Below are 16,936 nucleotides of genomic sequence, written 5' to 3'. Positions count from 1 at the left end.
TGATCAGCCGAGATTGGCGTTGGTCATCGCATAAAGCATCGGGATCGACAGCAGCGTGTTGGTGCGCGAGAAGATCATCGCGGTCTTCGCCGCCTTGGCCTTGGTATCGGCGTCGGCCTCGACCAGCCCCAGCGCCTTCTTCTGGGCAGGCCAGATCAGGAACCAGACGTTGAACGCCATGATCAGCGCCAGCCACATGCCGATGCCGATCAGCCGGTAATCAGGCTGCAGCGTCAGCGCTTCGATCAGATAGCCGGTGACATGCGCGACCGCGAGGCCCGTCAGCACCGTGAACGCCGCGCCCCAGCGGAAGAAGAACAGGGCCTTGGGCGCGATATATTTGGAGACACCGGGCTTCAGCTCGGCCGGTACGGTCGGCATAGTCGGGATCTGCACGAAGTTGAAATAGTAGAGCAGGCCGATCCAGGTTATGCCGAAGAAGACGTGCAGCCAGCGCAGCACATAGTTCACCAGCAACGTCTGGTCAGGGTGAATATAGGCGATCAGCGCGATCGCGGCGACGAGTCCGACGACGAGCACCAGATGTAGATTACCGAAAAACTTGTCCATAGCGTTCCCCTGCGGTTGCGTCCGCTCCCTTGGCCTGCGGATCGCTTCGGCGCACACTGTAGGAATCCCGAGTTCGTTTGTCACATGTTATGATAAAGATCGGTGCTGCGGCTCGGAAATCCGACGAAATTCCTCGGAACAGGGACCTGCGTGGCCCGGCACCCGTTGTGGTTCCATCCCCATGACGACCAAGGAGTTTCACTATGGCGTTCTCGCTTCACCCGCTGCCGTTCGACAAGGCGGCGCTCGAACCGGTGCTGTCCGCCGAGAGCTTCGACTATCATCATGGCAAGCACCACCAGGCCTATGTCGACAAGGTCAATGGCTGGATCGACGAGAAGGGCCTGGGCGGCAAGTCGCTGGTCGAGGTCATCGCGCTCGCCAAGAGCAGCGGGGACAAGCCACTGTCCAACAATGCGGGCCAGATCTGGAACCACGACTTCTTCTGGCAATGCCTCGCACCCGCCGGCTCGACCAGGCCGTCGGCTGCCTTGGCGAAGCTGGTCGATGCCAGCTTCGGATCGCACGAGGCCATGATCGAGAAGCTGGCGGACGAGGCGACCGGCCATTTCGGCAGCGGCTGGGCATGGCTTGTCCTCGCCGGCGATGCGCTGAAAACCACTTCGCTCCACGATGGCGACGTCCCGATCGGCCAGGATGGCATCACGCCGCTGCTTACGCTCGATGTGTGGGAGCACGCTTATTATATCGACTATCGCAACGAGCGCCCGAAGTTCGCCGAGGCCGTACTCGGCCAGGTTATCAACTGGGACTTCGTCTCACGGAACATCGAGGGTGATGCCGTCCGGCGCGGCGATCAGATCGCAGCCTGATGTCGCCGCCTGCCTCTCCCTTCGGGGAGAGGGCGCGCTCTACAGCGTCGTGCCTGAAATCTGAATCATCTCACCACGTCCCCCAGCGACGGCTGTTGTGAATGCGTCAGATTTCTCGCACGATGCTCTATCCCTGCGGCGGCAGGGCGACGTCCTCGGCCTTTTCCGCGTTCAGTCCATGCTTCATCAGCATCGGTACATTGGCCAGCGCGAACAACAGCGTGGCCGGCATCGCGCCCCATAATTTATAGCCGAGCCAGAACGACATGCTGGTCGAGCGCCAGACCAGTTCGTTGGCGATCGCCATTGCGACGAAGAAGAGCGCCCAGTTCCGGGTGAGCTTGGTCCAGCCGAGGTCGGTAAGACCGGGATAGGCATGGCCGAGCACCGTCTTGATGGTGGGCCGCCCGGTGAGCAGCCCGAACGCCAGGATGGCGGCGACCAGCAGATAATAAGCGGTCGGCTTCATCTGGATGAACTTCGGGTCGTGCAGCCACAGCGTGAGCCCACCGAACCCCAGCACCATCACGCCCGAGAACAGCAGCAGCGCCGATACCTTCCGGTAGATCGCCCAGGAGGCGATTACCGCGACCAGCGTGGCGCCCATGAAGACGCCGGTCGACATCATGACGTCCTTGCTGAGCCAATAGGTCAGCAGATAGACCACCAGCGGCCCGAGATCGATCGCCAGCCGCATGCCCGCGCCGGGCTCGGATTTCTTCAACGCCACATCGCCCATCACTTGCCGATCCTCTCCAGGCCCGCGATCGCGCGCGCAACTTCCGCCGGGTCGAACGGCTTGAGATCGTCGACCCCTTCGCCGAGCCCGATCGCATGGACCGGCATGCCGTAGCGCTCGGCCGCGGCCACCAGCACGCCGCCCCGCGCGGTGCCGTCCAGCTTGGTCATGATCAGGCCGGTCACGCCCGCCGTCTCCTTGAAGATCTCGATCTGGCTCAGCCCGTTCTGGCCGGTGGTCGCATCGAGCACCAGCAGAACGTCGTGCGGCGCCGCGGGGTTCAGCCGGCCGAGCACCCGCCTGATCTTGGCAAGCTCGTCCATAAGGCCAGTCTTGTTCTGCAGGCGACCGGCGGTATCGACGATCAGCACGTCGATGCCCTTTTCGGTGCCCTGCTTGACGCCCTCGAACACGAGGCCCGCGGCATCGCCGCCCTCGCTGCCGGTGATGATCGGTACGCCGACCCGCTCGGCCCAGACCTTGAGCTGGCCGATCGCGGCAGCGCGGAAGGTGTCGCCCGCGACCAGCATCACCGCATAGTCCTGCTCCTTGAGCCAGTGGGCGAGCTTGGCGATCGTGGTGGTCTTGCCGGATCCGTTGACGCCGATGACCAGGATCACCTGCGGGCGCGGGAAAGCCTCGATCTCCAGCGGCTTGGCGACCGGCGCCAGCACCTTCTCGATCTCCTGCGCGACGATCTCGCGCAACGCGCGCTCATCCAACCCCTTCTCGAACATCTCGCCGGCCAGCCGGTCGCGAATGCGGCGGGAGGTGACCGGGCCGAGGTCCGACGCGATCAGCGCCTCCTCGATCTCGTCGAGCGTGGCGGCGTCGAGCGCCGCCTTGCCGAACAGGCCGGTGAGGTTCTCGCCCAGGCGGTCGGAGGTCTTGCGGAAGCCGCCAAACAGTTTCTCGTGCCAGCGCTTGTCGCTCATGCGGCCATGCCTGCGGATCTTCCCTTGAGGCCATCGGCATCGATGCCGGTGATGATGGTGGATAGGACGCGCCCCGGTTCAGGCGGTTCGCCTTCGAAACGCACCCGCGCGAAATTGGCCGCATGACCGGCGCCGCCGCGCTCGGCCAGCACTGACTGCTCGCTGCCGACGAGGGTGGCGAGCCACGCCGCCTGCCGCGCCTGCGCCCGTTCGCGCAAATGGGCCGCCCGGCGCCGGATCGTCGCGTGGTCGAGCTGGGGCATCCGTGCCGCCGGCGTCCCGCTGCGCGGCGAATAAGGGAAGACATGGCCGAACACGATGTCGCAATCGTCGATCAGCGCCGCGGTATTCGCCGCCATCGCATCGTCTTCGGTCGGGAAGCCGGCGATCAGGTCCGCGCCGATTGCGATGCCGGGCCGCGCCGCCTTCAGCCGCTCGATCATCGCCACTGCTTGGCCCCGGCTGTGCCGGCGCTTCATCCGCTTGAGGATCATGTCGTCGCCGGCCTGCAGCGAAAGGTGAAGGTGCGGCATGATCCGCGCCTCGCCCGTCACCAGCGCGAACAGCCGGTCGTCGATCTCGATCGAATCGAGCGACGAGAGGCGCAGCCGACGGAGATCCGGCACATGCGCCAGAATTCGCTCGACCAGCATCCCCAGCGTCGGCGCGCCCGGCAGGTCGGGGCCATAGCTGGTGAGGTCGACTCCGGTCAGCACCACCTCTTCATGGCCTTGCTCGACCAGGGCCTTGATCCGCTCGACGACGATACCGGCCGGCACCGAGCGGCTGTTGCCGCGGCCATAAGGGATCACGCAGAAGGTGCAGCGGTGGTCGCAGCCATTCTGCACCTCGACAAAGGCGCGGGCATGGCCGGTGAAGGCAGACGCCATGTGCGGCGCGGTCTCGCGCAGCGCCATGATGTCGGAGACATGGATATCGGCGGCATCCGAGCGCTCGAAGCCGAACAGGTCGGGGCGGCCCTTTTCCGCATTGCCGATCACCCGCGCCACTTCGGGCATCGCCGCGAAGCTGGCGGGCTCGATCTGCGCAGCGCAGCCGGTGACGACGATCCGCGCCTCGGGCCTGCGCCGTGCCGCCTGCCGGATCGCCTTGCGCGCCTGCTTGACCGCTTCCGCCGTAACCGCGCAGCTGTTGACGATGATCAGGTCGTCGCCGTCGGCCGCCAGCGCCCGCATCGTCTCGCTCTCGGCGATGTTGAGCCGGCAGCCCAGCGTGATCAGCTCGGGACCGCTCATCCGAAGGCGCTCAGCTCCGCTTCCGCGGTGAACACATGGGTGGCCGGGCCCGACATGGTGATCCTGCCGCCGGGCGCCCAGTCGATGACCAGCGGGCCGCCGGGGAGGGTCACCTTCACCGGCGTATCGACGAGACCCGCGCGGATCGCCGACACCGCCGTCGCGCAGGCGCCGGTGCCGCAGGCGTCGGTAAGGCCGACGCCGCGCTCCCACACCCGCAGGCGGATGTTCGACCGGTCGTCGACCGTTGCGACATTGACGTTGATCCGCGCCGGGAACAGCGGGTCGGTCTCTATCAGCGGGCCGAGCCGGTCGAGCTCGATCGCATCGCATTCGGGAACGAAGAAGATCACGTGCGGATTGCCGACATTGGCGGCCATGGGTGCGGTGAGATCCTCCCAGGCGACCGGCATTGCCCGCGTGTCCATCGCATAGGCCAGCGGGATGGCGTCCCAGTCGAACCGCGGCGCCTCCAGTTCGACCGACACCGTGCCACCGTCGCTGCGTCCGCCCAGCAGCCCGCCGAGCGTCTCGATGGTCGCGCTGCCGCCGAGCAGGCTGACCACGCAGCGCGTGGCGTTGCCGCACGCCTCGACCTCACCGCCATCGGCATTGAAAATCCGCATCCGCGCATCGGCTATCGCCGACGGCTCGAGCAGGATCAGCTGGTCGCACCCGATTCCAGTCCGGCGGTCGGCGAGCGCGCGCGCGCGCGCCTCGGTGATCTCCACCGGGCGGTCGCGCGCATCGATCACGACGAAATCATTGCCGAGACCATGCATCTTGTGAAAGCGGACCATCATCGCCGCGCGATTTAGGGACTAGCGCAGGGCAAGTCCATAAGGCGGGGAACTTCGTGCGGCGCCAGGCCTGCTGCGGCTTCAGCTCTACGAAGCGAGCCGCTTTCGGCCCTGGCGCATCGACACCACTTCACCAGCAACCGCGCTGGGGCTTGCCGCGATCAGAAGCCCGCGCTCGGCGAGCAGGGCGCGGGTGGCACGGGCCGGGATGGCGCGCCCGAAATGCCAGCCCTGGCCCGTCGTGCAGCCGAGACCGGTCAGCATCCTGTGGATCTCGCCGGTTTCGACGCCTTCTGCCATCGCGGCGATGCCGAGGCTGTCGGCCAGCGAGATGATCATCCGCACCAGCGCGGCCGCTTCCGGATCGCGCGCCATCCGCATCACGAAGCTCCGGTCGATCTTGATTCGATCGAGCGGCAACGCCCGCAGATGGGTCAGACTGGAATAGCCGGTTCCGAAATCGTCGAGGGCGACCCGGATGCCCTGGTTCTTGAGGCTGCCAATGATCGAGCTGGCGAAGCCGAGATTTTCCAGCAGCGCCGCCTCGGTGATCTCGATCTCGAGCCGCTCGGCGGGAAAATTCATCTCGAGCAGCAGCTTGACGATCTTCTGCGCCAGCCAGGGATCGCGCATCTGCGCCGGGCTGATATTGACGCCGAGCAGCAGAGCCGGATGCCAATGCCGCGCCTCTTCGAGCGCGCTGCGGATCAACGACATCGACAATTCGCCGATCAGCCCGGATTCCTCGGCAATCGGGATGAAAGCCGAGGGCTCGATCAGCCCATGTTCGGGATGCTCCCAGCGGGCAAGCAGCTCGAAGCCGAGCAGGGTGCCGGTGGCGAGGTCGACCTGCTGCTCGAACCATGGCACGATCTGGCCGGTCGGAATGCCGGCACGCAGGCCGAGCTCGATCTCGTTGCGCAGCTCGAGCTCGCGTTCCATGCTGCCGTCGAACCAGGCACGGCGGTTCCGCCCGGCGCGCTTGGCCGCGTAGAGCGCGATATCCGATCGCCGCATCAGCGTATCGATGGTGCGACAGCCCGCCTCGGTACGGGCTATGCCCATCGACGCGCCGATCTGCACTTCAACCCCGCCGACCAGGAATGGTTCGGCCATGCGGGCGAGGATCGCGTCAGCAACGCTGTCGACCGCCGCGGCCATGGCCGGATCGAACGGAAAGGCGCAGGCGAACTCGTCGCCACCGAGCCGCGCTGCGATGGCGTGCGGGGGCAGTGGCGCCATCATCGCCTCGGCAGCGGCGCGCAGCAGCTGATCGCCGGCCATATGGCCGTGCAGGTCGTTGATCGCCTTGAAATGGTCGAGGTCGACCATCAGCATCGCGACGGCGCGCTGGCGCGTCAGCGTGGACTCGATCATCCGCGCGCCGCCTTCGCCCAGCGCACGGCGGTTGAGCAGGCCGGTGAGCGGATCGCTGGTCGCGAGTTCGCTGGCGCGCGCCTCCGCGGCACGGCGCAACGCGACCTCGTGCTTGAGCGCCCGATAGCGCCGCCAGCCCAGGACGGTCAGCGCGACGTTGAGCAGCAACACCGATACCAGGATATTGTCGGAAACCGAGAGGCCGCCGCGCAGCGATCGATAGACCGACGCGACGACCGACCAGCCGGAGGCGATCACGAGCAAGGTCGCGGCAACGCTCACGCCGGCGGCCAGCAGGTCGCGACGATCTTCGGGCGGACCCGCTTGCGTGCCCTCCTTGATCGCCCTGCCTTTCATTACGCCTCCGGATTTCAACGAAGACGCAGCCTAGGCAAGCTAGATTGCCAATAGTTTAACGCGGCAGAAAACGCTCGGGTCAGGCGCGCGCTGTCAGGCCTCCTCCTCGAACATGACCGCGACATCGGCTTTGGCCGTCAGCCGGACGCTGTCGCCCTCGATTTCGGCGACCAAGCCACCCGGGACATAATGATGATGGCCGCGGTGACTGCCTTGGCCGCTATCCGCCTTGGTGAGCTTGATACGGTCGCCGTCGACATGATCGACGGTGCCGACATGGACGCCATCGGCGCCGATGACCTCCATATGCTCCTTGATGCGCGAAAGATCGGCCATGACATTCTCCTGTCTTTTGGGATGCCGCTTCGAACGCGCAGGGACGCAGAAGTCTCCGCCGCATGATGTAAGATATTTACAAGCTTTCAAAACAAGGCAGCTACGCACCTGACGAGACCACCTTATTTTTTGGCGTGCCGGTGCTGACATTGGCGGTTTTCGGGTGTCTGACGCTTACAACAGCACGAGGACACCGCGATGACCTATCAAGATCAGATCAACCAGACGCAGCAGCTGATCCGCAGCTATAATGGCAGCTGGGATGGCATCGACGCCGAGTCGGTTGCCCGCATGCGCTTGCAGAACCGCTTCCAGACTGGCCTCGACATCGCACGCCACACCGCGGCGACCATGCGCCGCGACATGGCCGCCTATGACGCCGATCCAGCCAGTTACACCCAGTCGCTGGGTTGCTGGCACGGCTTCATCGGCCAGCAGAAGATGATCTCGATCAAGAAGCATTTCGGCAGCACCAAGCGCCGTTACCTATACCTGTCCGGCTGGATGGTCGCCGCGCTGCGCTCCGACTTCGGCCCGCTGCCCGACCAGTCGATGCACGAGAAGACCAGCGTTCCGGCGCTGATCGAGGAACTCTACACCTTCCTGCGTCAGGCCGATGCCCGCGAACTGGGCATGATGTTCCGCGAGATCGACAAGGCGCGCGAGGCCGGCAACCAGGTCGAGGAGCAGCGGCTGCTCCACGCCGTGGAAAATTACGAGACGCATGTCGTGCCGATCATCGCCGACATCGACGCGGGCTTCGGCAACGCCGAGGCGACCTATCTGCTCGCCAAGAAGATGATCGAAGCCGGCGCCTGCGCGCTGCAGATCGAAAACCAGGTGTCCGACGAGAAGCAGTGCGGCCACCAGGACGGCAAGGTCACCGTGCCGCACGAGGACTTCCTCGCCAAGGTCCGCGCCTGCCGCTACGCCTTCCTCGAACTCGGCGTGGAGGATGGAATCATCGTCACCCGCACCGACTCGCTGGGTGCCGGCCTCACCAAGCAGATCGCCTACAGCAAGGAGCCGGGCGATCTCGGCGACCAGTATAACGCCTTCCTCGACTGCGAGGAGGTCACCGATCTCAACAGCATCAACGGCGACGTGGTGATCAACCGCGGCGGCAAGCTGATGAAGCCGAAGCGCCTGCCGTCGAACCTTTACCAGTTCCGCGAAGGCACCGGTGCCGACCGCTGCGTGCTCGATTGCATCACCTCGCTCCAGCATGGCGCCGACCTGCTGTGGATCGAGACCGAGAAGCCGCACATCGAGCAGATCGCCTCGATGGTCGACCGCATTCGCGAGGTGATCCCGAACGCAAAGCTGGTCTACAACAACTCGCCCTCGTTCAACTGGACGCTCAACTTCCGCCAGCAGGTGTTCGATGCCTGGAGCGAAGCGGGCAAGGATGTGTCGGCCTATGATCGCGCCAAGCTGATGAGCGTCGACTATGATGGCACCGAGCTGGGCCTGGAAGCCGACGAGAAGATCCGCACCTTCCAGCGCGACGCTGCGAAGCGCGCTGGCATCTTCCATCACCTGATCACCCTGCCGACCTACCACACCGCGGCGCTGTCGACCGACAACCTCGCCAGGGAATATTTCGGTGAGGCCGGCATGCTCGGCTATGTGAAGGGGGTGCAGCGCCAGGAAATCCGCCAGGGAATCGCCTGCGTGAAGCATCAGAACATGTCGGGCTCCGACATCGGCGACGATCATAAGGAATATTTCGCCGGCGAAGCGGCCCTCAAGGCCGGCGGCGCGCACAACACGATGAACCAGTTCGCCGCATAGGCGGCAGCATCGAAGCTTCAGGAGAGGGTGAAGGCCCGGGGTACTCCAGCCCGGGCCTTTTCCTATTCACCCCCCTTCACGAAGTGGGAGAGGAGCTTGAGCCTGCGCCGATCCTTGCTTTTGCGCCGGTTCGCGCCTAAAGGCCGCCTCGTCTTACAGACAGCAAAGCAATGATCGCGTCCATGGACGCCCGCTGACCGGCGAGGTTTCGCCCGTCGGCGCGTTTTGCGTTTTGCGCCTGAAGACAGCAATTTCGGCGCTTCGGCGCAGAGGAGCAAGTGCATGTTCGAAAGTCTGAGCGAAAGGCTGGGAGGGGTCTTCGACCGCTTGCGCGGTCGCGGCGCGCTTTCCGAATCGGATGTGCGCGAGGCGATGCGCGAGGTCCGCATCGCGCTGCTCGAAGCCGATGTCGCGCTGCCCGTCGTCCGCGAATTCGTCGACAAGGTCACCGAACAGGCGGTTGGCCAGAATGTGCTGCGCTCGGTCACGCCGGGCCAGCAGGTCGTCAAGATCGTCCATGATGCGCTGGTCGAGATGCTCGGCTCGGAAGCGTCGGACCTCAATGTCGATGTCAGTCCGCCGGCAATCATCATGATGGTCGGCCTGCAGGGCTCGGGCAAGACGACGACCACCGCGAAGATCGCCAAGCGGCTCACCGAAAAGGGCCGCAAGAAAGTCATGATGGCGTCGCTCGACGTCAATCGCCCGGCCGCGCAGGAACAGCTCGCGATCCTCGGCACCCAGACCTCGGTCACCACCCTGCCGATCGTCCAGGGCCAGCAGCCGGTTGATATCGCGCGGCGAGCGCTCCAGTCGGCCAAGCTCCAGGGCTATGACGTCCTGATCCTCGATACCGCGGGCCGGCTCCATGTCGACCAGGCGCTGATGGAGGAGATGAAGGCGGTCGCCGGCGTCGCCGACCCCGAGGAGATCCTGCTCGTCGTCGATGCGCTGACCGGCCAGGATGCCGTCAACGTCGCCCGCAGCTTTTCCGAGCAGGTGCCGCTGACCGGCGTCGTGCTGACCCGGATGGACGGCGACGCCCGCGGTGGTGCCGCCCTGTCGATGCGCGCGGTCACCGGCAAGCCGATCAAGTTCGTCGGCACCGGCGAGAAACTGGACGGCATCGAGCTGTTCCAGCCGAGCCGCGTCGCCGGCCGCATCCTCGGCATGGGCGACGTCGTCAGCCTGGTCGAGCGCGCCGCCGAGACGATCAAGGTCGAAGAGGCCGAGGCAATGGCCGCGCGGATGGCCAAGGGGCTGTTCGACATGAACGACCTCCGCAACCAGCTGCGCCAGATGTCGCGGATGGGCGGGCTTTCGGGGCTCGCCGCGATGCTGCCCGGCATCAAGCAGGTCAAGCAGGCGATGGCGTCGGGCGCGGCCGACGACAAGGTGCTGGTGCGGATGGACGCGATCATCGGATCGATGACGCCCAAGGAACGCACCCGCCCCGAACTGCTCAACGCCAAGCGCAAGATCCGCGTCGCCAAGGGCTCCGGCACCACGGTGCAGGACGTCAACAAGCTCCTGAAGATGCACCAGGAGATGTCGACGGTGATGAAGAAGATGAAGAAGATGGGCGGCCTCAAGGGTCTCGGCGCGCTGCTCGGCGGCGGCGGGGGCGGCGGCTTGGGCGGCCTGCTCGGCGGGGGCGGCGGCATGCCGCCGATGGCGGGCGGCGGCGGTCTTCCCGGCCTGCCCGGCAATCCCCAGGGCCTGCCCCCCGGTTTCCAGAATTTCATGAAGAAGAAATAAGCACTTACGTCAGATTACCAGAAAGGAACTTCCCGAATGTCCGTATCGATCCGTCTCGCCCGTGGTGGCGCCAAGAAGCGTCCTTATTATCGTATCGTCGTCGCCAATTCGCGCAGCCCGCGCGACGGCGCCTTCATCGAGAAGATCGGGTCGTACAACCCGCTGCTCGCCAAGGATGACGCCAACCGCGTCGTGCTCGACACCGAGCGCGCCAAGCATTGGCTGTCGGTCGGCGCACAGCCGACCGATCGCGTCGCCCGCTTCTTCGACGCCGCCGGCGTCAAGGAACGCCCTGCCCGCAGCAACCCGAACAAGGGCGTCCCCGGCGAGAAGGCCAAGGAGCGTGCCGAGGAGCGCCAGGCCAAGCTCGACGCCGCTGCCGAGGCGGCCGCAGCTCCGGCGCCAGTCGCCGAGGAAGCTCCCGCCGAGGAAGCCGCTGTCGAGGAAAGCAGCGAGGCTTAAGCCGGCATGACCGCCGATCGCCCGATCACGCTGGCCGTCATCATCGGCGCACATGGCGTGACGGGCGAGGTGCGGCTCAAGCTGCTGAGCGAGGACCTCAAGGCCTATCCGTCGCTTTCGGGCGCCGGGCGAACCTTCACGCTCAAATCGCTCCGGCCAGCCGGGGCGGGCGCCGTTGCGCGCTTCGCCGAGGTCACCGACCGTAACGCCGCCGAGGCGCTGCGCGGCACCGAGCTCGGTGTAGCGCGGTCGGCGCTCCCGCCACTTGGCGAAGGCGAATATTATCATGTCGACCTGATCGGCCTGCCCTGCCTTGCCGCGGGCGAGCCGGTCGGCACGGCGGTCATGATCGACGATTTCGGTGCCGGCGACGTGCTCGAGATCGAGAAGCCCGACGGCAAGCGCTTCATGGTCCCCGTCGCAAAGGCCGTCACGATCGAGCCCGATCGCCTGCTGATCGACCCGGAGTTCGTCGAATGAACCCTGCCGCCATCTTCCTGACCATCGGCGCGGTCTATCTGGTGATCATCGCCTATGGCGTGGTGCGCACGCGCAAGCGCGGCCTGCCGCTCCAGGTCCGCTTCGCCGCCGCCACCGCGCAGGTGGTGCTGCCGCCGGCGATCCTGTTCGGCGCGCTGCTGATGACGCGGGATGCCTTCATGATCGGTGGATGGGGCGTTATGCTGGCGATGCTGCTCGTCGCGGGGGCGCTGCTGGCGATCTGCACAGACATTGTCGCGAAGCGGGTTCTGTAGTATATACGCGTTGTATATACATCGGGATAATAAGCCGTGACGGAAGTAAAGCGAATCTCTGTGGAAAGCATTGCTGGCTCAATGCCGGAGCTGAAGCCGCGGGAAATCAAGCATCTTCGGACGCGCACCTTCAAGTCGGGCAATTCCCTGGCGCTGCGTTTGCCGGCAGGGCTCGGGCTTGAACCCGGCGTCGAAATGGAACTCAGGGTTGAGGACAACCAGCATTACGAGTTCTGGCCCGTCGAAACGCCGAAGCGGAAGTTCGCGATCGACAAGGTGTGGGGTTCGGCCACCGACCTGCAGCTCATCGATGCGGCCGATCGGACGTTCGACGAACGGCCGCTATGGGGAGCTGACGACGCGGGTGACGAACGCGGGTGAAATATCTCCTCGATTCGAACATCATCATCCGCCTTGCGATGGCGTCCGGGCATGTGCTGCGCGCCCGCGCCGCCGAATGCGACGACGGTGACCTAGTCACCTCCGCCATCGCGCTGGCCGAAGTCGCCTATGGCTCGGCACAGGGAAAGCCGCCTGCCTTGGAGCAGCTAAAAGCATTTCTCGAAGAAGTCCCGGTGCTAGATTTCGACCTGAAGGCGGCGATGACCTATGCGTCGCTCCCATTTCGGCGCGCCAGCTATGACCGGCTGATCGCCGCGCATGCCCTGTCGCACGAGCTTGTCGTTGTTACGGACAATGTGGCGCACTTCGCGGACGTGCCCGGTCTAAAGGTTGAGAACTGGACTTTGCCGGCATGACCTTCGCCGCCACCATCCTCACCCTCTATCCCGAGATGTTCCCTGGCCCGCTCGGCGTCTCGCTGGCGGGCCGCGCGCTCGCCCAGGGCAAATGGGCATGCGAGCCGGTCCAGATCCGCGACTTCACCACCGACAGGCATCGCTCGGTCGATGACACGCCTGCGGGCGGCGGGGCGGGCATGGTGATGCGCGCCGACATCCTCGCGCGTGCGGTCGATCACGCCCTCGATCGCCAGCCGGACTCTCCGGTTCTCGCGATGACGCCGCGTGGCGCTCCGCTTACCCAGGCGCGCGTGCGCGAAATCGCCGCCGGCCCCGGCGTCACGATTCTCTGCGGCCGTTTCGAGGGAATCGACGAGCGGTTGTTCGAGGCGCGGCCGATCGAGCCGGTCTCGATCGGCGACTATATATTGTCGGGCGGCGAGATGGGCGCGATGGTGCTGCTCGATGCTTGCATAAGGCTGCTTCCCGGGGTAATGGGCGCCCCCGATAGCGGGGATGACGAGAGCTTCGAAACGGGGCTGCTCGAATATCCGCATTATACCCGACCTGCTGAGTGGGAAGGGCGCACGATCCCCGAGGTGCTGCGATCTGGGGATCATGCGAGGATCGAGGCATGGCGAAAATCCATGGCCGAGACCGATACAAGGCTAAGGAGGCCGGACCTTTGGGAGCGCCATGAGGGCGCTCGGGTCAAGTCTCCCTCTGGCGCGCGGCGACAGAAGAAGGAGCGATGAGCCATGAACCTCATCCAGACGCTCGAAGCCGAGCAGATTGCCAAGTTCAAGGAATCGAAGTCGATTCCCGATTTCCGTCCCGGTGACACGCTCCGCGTCGGCGTGAAGGTCGTCGAAGGCGAGCGCACCCGCGTCCAGAATTACGAAGGCGTGTGCATCGCGCGTTCGAACAGGGGCATGGGCAGCTCGTTCACCGTGCGCAAGATTTCCTTCGGCGAGGGCGTCGAGCGCGTCTTCCCGCTCTATTCGCCGAACGTCGATTCGATCGAAGTCGTCCGCAAGGGCGTCGTGCGTCGCGCGAAGCTATACTATCTGCGTGGCCGCACCGGTAAATCGGCGCGAATTGCGGAGCGCCGCGACAATAAACCGGCCGCCGAGGCCCAGGAAGCCTGATCGACCAGGCAACCAAACCAAACCTCGCAAGCGGCCGGCTCCCCAGGGAGACCGGCCGTTTGTTTATCCATTCGGGTTCATCACCAACATGAGGCGTCTCCCGGCGGAGGCCGGGGTCTCGTCAGCCTCCTGAGATCCCGGCCTCCGCCGGGATGACGCCTTAACAAGGAAGACAATATCATGGGCTATCGTGTCGTCGTCGCGGGTGCCACCGGCAATGTGGGCCGCGAAATGCTGAACATCCTCGCCGAGCGCGAATTCCCGATCGACGAGATCGCCGCGCTCGCCTCCGCACGGTCGCAGGGCGACCAGATCGAGTTCGGCGAGACCGGCCAGATGCTCAAGGTCCAGAATATCGAGCATTTCGACTTCACCGGCTGGGACATCGCGCTGTTCGCGATCGGATCGACGGCCACCAAGATCTATGCGCCCAAGGCAGCCGCAGCGGGCTGCACCGTGATCGACAACAGCTCGCTCTACCGGATGGACCCGGATGTGCCGCTGATCGTGCCCGAGGTGAACCCGGAGGCGATCGACGGCTACAAGGCGCGCAACATCATCGCCAACCCCAATTGCTCGACCGCGCAGATGGTAGTCGCGCTCAAGCCGCTGCACGATGCCGCGACGATCAAGCGCGTCGTCGTGTCGACCTACCAGTCGGTGTCGGGCGCCGGCAAGGAAGGCATGGACGAGCTGTTCGAGCAGAGCCGCAACATCTTCGTCGGCGACCCCGCGACGCCGAAGAAATTCACCAAACAGATCGCGTTCAACGTGATCCCGCACATCGACAGCTTCCTCGACGATGGCTTCACCAAGGAAGAGTGGAAGATGGTCGTCGAGACCAAGAAGATCCTGGACCCCAAGGTCAAGGTCGTCGCCACCTGCGTCCGCGTACCCGTGTTCGTCGGCCATTCCGAAGCGATCAACATCGAGTTCGAAAATGAGCTGCCGGCCCAGGACGCGCAGAAGATCCTGCGCGAGGCGCCCGGGGTGATGCTCGTCGACAAGCGCGAGGACGGCGGCTACGTCACCCCGGTCGAGTGCGTCGGCGACTTCGCCACCTTCGTCAGCCGCGTCCGCGAGGATCCGACGGTGGAAAACGGCCTGGTGCTGTGGTGCGTCTCCGACAATCTGCGCAAGGGTGCCGCGCTCAACGCGGTCCAGATCGCCGAGCTGCTCGGCCGACGTCACCTGAAGAAGGGATAGGCAGCGGACCCTTGGCGTCATTCCTGCGAAAGCTGGAATCTGTCTTCCTTCTCCCTACAAAGGGGGAAGGGAGATCCCGGCTTTCGCAGGGGTTACGAGGACGAGATTTCCGCATCCGCCTGCCAACCCCAATGATGGTCGCCCATCGCGATCATCGCGCTCTCACCGCTGCTCAGCCCTCGGCGCGCCGGCGATCCGCACGACAGCCGAGGCGCGGCGCTATGCGGAGGGTTTCGCCTGTCCGCGCCGCTTGATCTGGCTCACCTGCGCGAGCTGACCTTCGAGGATCTTAATCGCCTCCTTCTCCTCATCATCCATTCGCGACAGATCCGCATATTTGATCAATATCTCGATCGCGTCGCCGATCCGGCCGAGCTGGCGGCCGTAGCTGCCCACCTCGTCCAGTATCTCCTGCTCGATCTCTGGATGGGGCGTCTGGCCCAGATCGATGTTGATCAGGCCGAACCGCGCGCCCTGCTGATATAAGGTCCACGGGTTGATCGCCTGCCAAAGCTTTTCGGGTGCGAGCGAAAATTGCATCGTCTTGGTCATGGCCATGCCTTTCGAAATATCGCTGCGACTATCCCACGGACGGGGCATCTCGCCCAAGCTCGATTTACGAGCGGCGCGATTTCGGTCCATCTTGGCCGGATGAGCGAAACCATGACCGGCGGCTGCCAATGCGGCCGCATCCGCTACCGCGCCGACATCGACTCGGCGGAGGCCTATCTCTGCCATTGCCGGATGTGCCAGCGCGCCACCGGCGGCGTCTCGATCGCCTTCCTCAACCTGAAGAAGACGGCAGTGCGGTGGGAAAGCGAGCCCGACTTCTACCACAGCTCGCCGATCGCGCGCCGGCCATTCTGCTCGACCTGCGGCACGCCACTTGGGTTCGAGTTTCCGGACAGCGAGAATTGCGACCTCACGATCGGCAGCTTCGACGATCCGTCGCGCTTCGCGCCGTCGCATCATAGCGGTGCGGAGGGGCTGCACGAGGCGTGGATCGACACGCGCGGCCTGCCGCGCTACCGCACCGGCGACAATGCGGCGATCGTCGACCGCTGGATGAAGGCCGTTGGCAAACTCCCCGACTGAGATCACCACCCACAGCTTCGCGGGCGCCGACGGCGCGGCGATGGCATGGCACGAGATGGGGGCGGCCGATGCGCGGCCGCTGATCCTGATTCACGGGCTGTTCTCGAACGCCGCCACCAACTGGATACGCTATGGCCATGCCGCCAAACTAGTGGCGCAAGGGCGGCGGGTGATCATGCCCGATCTGCGCGCGCATGGCGAAAGCGCGAAGCCGCACGACGCCGGCGGCTACAGCCACGACATCCTCGCCAATGACAATCTGGCGCTAATCGAACAGCTGGGGCTCGCGCCCGGCAGCTACGATCTCGGCGGCTACTCGCTCGGCGCCCGCACCGCCGCGCGCATGCTGTTGCGCGGCGCTCGTCCGGCCAGGGCGATGCTTGCGGGCATGGGACTCGAGGGGCTGCTCGATCTCGGCGACCGGGTGGAATTCTTCCGCTCGGTGCTGGAAGGCGCCGGCACCCATCAGAAATTCTCGTCGGAATGGATGGCCGAGGCCTTTCTCAAGACCACCGGCGGCGATGCCAGGGCGCTGCTCCTGCTGCTCGATCACTTCCCCGCGATCCCGCGCGCGGCACTCACCGAGTTCGAACTGCCGATCCTGATCCTGACAGGTGCCGAGGACCGCGACAATGGCTCGGCACGGGCGCTGGCCGATGCGCTGCCCAATGCCGCGCTGGTCGAGGTGCCGGGCAATCATATGAGCGTGGTGACGCTGCCGCAGTTCGGCGATGCGGTCGCAGACTGGTTTCGATAGCGTATCAGCGGGCCAATA

The 16,936-nt window shown here is 65.1% G+C and carries 21 protein-coding genes; 13 read left to right on the top strand and 8 right to left on the bottom strand.

The features are described 5' to 3' along the window. Positions 1-3: 3 nt before the first annotated feature. Positions 4-570 carry a urate hydroxylase PuuD gene (locus AC1DQK_RS05535; RefSeq protein WP_477868233.1) on the bottom strand — a complete coding sequence of 189 codons (567 nt, stop codon included), beginning with the start codon at positions 568-570 and terminating at the stop codon, positions 4-6. 203 nt (positions 571-773) lie between these two features. Here AC1DQK_RS05535 and AC1DQK_RS05530 point away from each other — a divergent pair, with 203 nt between their 5' ends. Next, positions 774-1,403, top strand: a complete 630-nt coding sequence (locus tag AC1DQK_RS05530) for a superoxide dismutase (protein WP_477868231.1) — start codon at positions 774-776, stop codon at positions 1,401-1,403. 127 nt (positions 1,404-1,530) lie between these two features. On the opposite strand, the gene AC1DQK_RS05525 is transcribed toward AC1DQK_RS05530, so the two are convergent. The 6 genes from AC1DQK_RS05525 to AC1DQK_RS05500 form a co-directional block, all read right to left on the bottom strand. Continuing rightward, entirely contained in the window at positions 1,531-2,142 is a 612-nt protein-coding gene (locus AC1DQK_RS05525) for an inner membrane-spanning protein YciB (protein WP_477869240.1), read from the bottom strand. After that, the gene (gene ftsY, locus AC1DQK_RS05520; protein ID WP_477868229.1) at positions 2,142-3,077 is read right to left on the bottom strand and encodes a signal recognition particle-docking protein FtsY; all 936 of its coding nucleotides are present in this window, start codon (positions 3,075-3,077) and stop codon (positions 2,142-2,144) included. The genes AC1DQK_RS05525 and ftsY overlap by 1 nt, the downstream gene beginning before the upstream one ends. Beyond that, positions 3,074-4,333 carry a tRNA (N(6)-L-threonylcarbamoyladenosine(37)-C(2))-methylthiotransferase MtaB gene (mtaB, locus tag AC1DQK_RS05515; protein WP_477868227.1) on the bottom strand — a complete coding sequence of 420 codons (1,260 nt, stop codon included), beginning with the start codon at positions 4,331-4,333 and terminating at the stop codon, positions 3,074-3,076. The genes ftsY and mtaB overlap by 4 nt, the downstream gene beginning before the upstream one ends. Further along, a complete protein-coding gene (dapF, locus tag AC1DQK_RS05510) occupies positions 4,330-5,136 on the bottom strand; it encodes a diaminopimelate epimerase (RefSeq protein ID WP_477868225.1) in 807 nt (268 codons plus the stop codon). The genes mtaB and dapF overlap by 4 nt, the downstream gene beginning before the upstream one ends. Positions 5,137-5,220: 84 nt before the next feature. Then, positions 5,221-6,867 carry a putative bifunctional diguanylate cyclase/phosphodiesterase gene (locus AC1DQK_RS05505; RefSeq protein ID WP_477868223.1) on the bottom strand — a complete coding sequence of 549 codons (1,647 nt, stop codon included), beginning with the start codon at positions 6,865-6,867 and terminating at the stop codon, positions 5,221-5,223. Positions 6,868-6,960: 93 nt separating this feature from the next. Then, positions 6,961-7,203, bottom strand: a complete 243-nt coding sequence (locus tag AC1DQK_RS05500) for a DUF2171 domain-containing protein (protein WP_477868221.1) — start codon at positions 7,201-7,203, stop codon at positions 6,961-6,963. Positions 7,204-7,401: 198 nt separating this feature from the next. Between AC1DQK_RS05500 and AC1DQK_RS05495 the strand changes: the two genes are divergently transcribed. From AC1DQK_RS05495 to AC1DQK_RS05450, 10 genes are all read left to right on the top strand, one after another. Further along, on the top strand, positions 7,402-8,997 hold the full coding sequence (locus AC1DQK_RS05495) for an isocitrate lyase (RefSeq protein ID WP_477868219.1): 1,596 nt from the start codon (positions 7,402-7,404) through the stop codon (positions 8,995-8,997). A gap of 282 nt (positions 8,998-9,279) precedes the next feature. After that, the gene (ffh, locus tag AC1DQK_RS05490; protein ID WP_477868217.1) at positions 9,280-10,755 is read left to right on the top strand and encodes a signal recognition particle protein; all 1,476 of its coding nucleotides are present in this window, start codon (positions 9,280-9,282) and stop codon (positions 10,753-10,755) included. A gap of 36 nt (positions 10,756-10,791) precedes the next feature. Beyond that, positions 10,792-11,217, top strand: coding sequence for a 30S ribosomal protein S16 (rpsP, locus tag AC1DQK_RS05485; protein WP_477868215.1), 426 nt, complete (start codon positions 10,792-10,794; stop codon positions 11,215-11,217). 6 nt (positions 11,218-11,223) lie between these two features. Continuing rightward, complete coding sequence (rimM, locus tag AC1DQK_RS05480; RefSeq protein WP_477868213.1) at positions 11,224-11,697, top strand: ribosome maturation factor RimM; 474 nt, start codon at positions 11,224-11,226, stop codon at positions 11,695-11,697. Next, entirely contained in the window at positions 11,694-11,972 is a 279-nt protein-coding gene (locus tag AC1DQK_RS05475) for a hypothetical protein (protein ID WP_477868211.1), read from the top strand. The genes rimM and AC1DQK_RS05475 overlap by 4 nt, the downstream gene beginning before the upstream one ends. Positions 11,973-12,053: 81 nt before the next feature. Next, positions 12,054-12,353, top strand: a complete 300-nt coding sequence (locus AC1DQK_RS05470; RefSeq protein ID WP_477868209.1) for a hypothetical protein — start codon at positions 12,054-12,056, stop codon at positions 12,351-12,353. Next, positions 12,350-12,730: a PIN domain-containing protein gene (locus tag AC1DQK_RS05465; protein WP_477868207.1), complete on the top strand. Its 381-nt coding sequence runs from the start codon at positions 12,350-12,352 to the stop codon at positions 12,728-12,730. The genes AC1DQK_RS05470 and AC1DQK_RS05465 overlap by 4 nt, the downstream gene beginning before the upstream one ends. After that, complete coding sequence (gene trmD / locus AC1DQK_RS05460; protein ID WP_477868205.1) at positions 12,727-13,467, top strand: tRNA (guanosine(37)-N1)-methyltransferase TrmD; 741 nt, start codon at positions 12,727-12,729, stop codon at positions 13,465-13,467. The genes AC1DQK_RS05465 and trmD overlap by 4 nt, the downstream gene beginning before the upstream one ends. Positions 13,468-13,470: 3 nt before the next feature. Then, positions 13,471-13,860: a 50S ribosomal protein L19 gene (gene rplS, locus AC1DQK_RS05455; protein WP_340314310.1), complete on the top strand. Its 390-nt coding sequence runs from the start codon at positions 13,471-13,473 to the stop codon at positions 13,858-13,860. A 180-nt stretch (positions 13,861-14,040) separates the two neighbouring features. Next, a complete protein-coding gene (locus AC1DQK_RS05450; RefSeq protein ID WP_477868202.1) occupies positions 14,041-15,066 on the top strand; it encodes an aspartate-semialdehyde dehydrogenase in 1,026 nt (341 codons plus the stop codon). Positions 15,067-15,285: 219 nt separating this feature from the next. On the opposite strand, the gene AC1DQK_RS05445 is transcribed toward AC1DQK_RS05450, so the two are convergent. Then, a complete protein-coding gene (locus AC1DQK_RS05445; protein ID WP_477868200.1) occupies positions 15,286-15,618 on the bottom strand; it encodes a hypothetical protein in 333 nt (110 codons plus the stop codon). A 99-nt stretch (positions 15,619-15,717) separates the two neighbouring features. On the opposite strand from AC1DQK_RS05445, the gene AC1DQK_RS05440 reads away from it, so the two are divergent. Then, positions 15,718-16,161 (top strand): GFA family protein, encoded by a 444-nt coding sequence (locus AC1DQK_RS05440; RefSeq protein WP_477868198.1) that lies wholly within the window; start codon positions 15,718-15,720, stop codon positions 16,159-16,161. Further along, on the top strand, positions 16,142-16,918 hold the full coding sequence (locus AC1DQK_RS05435; RefSeq protein ID WP_477868196.1) for an alpha/beta fold hydrolase: 777 nt from the start codon (positions 16,142-16,144) through the stop codon (positions 16,916-16,918). The genes AC1DQK_RS05440 and AC1DQK_RS05435 overlap by 20 nt, the downstream gene beginning before the upstream one ends. Positions 16,919-16,936 lie beyond the last annotated feature (18 nt).

The organism is Rhizorhabdus sp. P4_G5, assembly GCF_056401065.1.
The sequence above is the reverse complement of the archived record's forward strand: the minus strand, read 5'-3'. Positions and strand labels throughout refer to the sequence as shown.

Excerpts from the sequence above, each read along its gene's own strand:
- AC1DQK_RS05475 (WP_477868211.1), top strand. The coding sequence starts at position 11,694 with ATGAACCCTGCCGCCATCTTCCTGACCATCGGCGCGGTCTATCTGGTG.
- AC1DQK_RS05525 (WP_477869240.1), bottom strand. The coding sequence starts at position 2,142 with ATGGGCGATGTGGCGTTGAAGAAATCCGAGCCCGGCGCGGGCATGCGG.
- AC1DQK_RS05445 (WP_477868200.1), bottom strand. The coding sequence starts at position 15,618 with ATGACCAAGACGATGCAATTTTCGCTCGCACCCGAAAAGCTTTGGCAG.
- ftsY (WP_477868229.1), bottom strand. The coding sequence starts at position 3,077 with ATGAGCGACAAGCGCTGGCACGAGAAACTGTTTGGCGGCTTCCGCAAG.
- trmD (WP_477868205.1), top strand. The coding sequence starts at position 12,727 with ATGACCTTCGCCGCCACCATCCTCACCCTCTATCCCGAGATGTTCCCT.
- ffh (WP_477868217.1), top strand. The coding sequence starts at position 9,280 with ATGTTCGAAAGTCTGAGCGAAAGGCTGGGAGGGGTCTTCGACCGCTTG.
- AC1DQK_RS05470 (WP_477868209.1), top strand. The coding sequence starts at position 12,054 with ATGCCGGAGCTGAAGCCGCGGGAAATCAAGCATCTTCGGACGCGCACC.
- rimM (WP_477868213.1), top strand. The coding sequence starts at position 11,224 with ATGACCGCCGATCGCCCGATCACGCTGGCCGTCATCATCGGCGCACAT.
- AC1DQK_RS05450 (WP_477868202.1), top strand. The coding sequence starts at position 14,041 with ATGGGCTATCGTGTCGTCGTCGCGGGTGCCACCGGCAATGTGGGCCGC.
- rpsP (WP_477868215.1), top strand. The coding sequence starts at position 10,792 with ATGTCCGTATCGATCCGTCTCGCCCGTGGTGGCGCCAAGAAGCGTCCT.
- AC1DQK_RS05440 (WP_477868198.1), top strand. The coding sequence starts at position 15,718 with ATGAGCGAAACCATGACCGGCGGCTGCCAATGCGGCCGCATCCGCTAC.
- dapF (WP_477868225.1), bottom strand. The coding sequence starts at position 5,136 with ATGATGGTCCGCTTTCACAAGATGCATGGTCTCGGCAATGATTTCGTC.
- AC1DQK_RS05535 (WP_477868233.1), bottom strand. The coding sequence starts at position 570 with ATGGACAAGTTTTTCGGTAATCTACATCTGGTGCTCGTCGTCGGACTC.
- AC1DQK_RS05500 (WP_477868221.1), bottom strand. The coding sequence starts at position 7,203 with ATGGCCGATCTTTCGCGCATCAAGGAGCATATGGAGGTCATCGGCGCC.
- AC1DQK_RS05530 (WP_477868231.1), top strand. The coding sequence starts at position 774 with ATGGCGTTCTCGCTTCACCCGCTGCCGTTCGACAAGGCGGCGCTCGAA.
- AC1DQK_RS05505 (WP_477868223.1), bottom strand. The coding sequence starts at position 6,867 with ATGAAAGGCAGGGCGATCAAGGAGGGCACGCAAGCGGGTCCGCCCGAA.
- mtaB (WP_477868227.1), bottom strand. The coding sequence starts at position 4,333 with ATGAGCGGTCCCGAGCTGATCACGCTGGGCTGCCGGCTCAACATCGCC.
- AC1DQK_RS05495 (WP_477868219.1), top strand. The coding sequence starts at position 7,402 with ATGACCTATCAAGATCAGATCAACCAGACGCAGCAGCTGATCCGCAGC.
- rplS (WP_340314310.1), top strand. The coding sequence starts at position 13,471 with ATGAACCTCATCCAGACGCTCGAAGCCGAGCAGATTGCCAAGTTCAAG.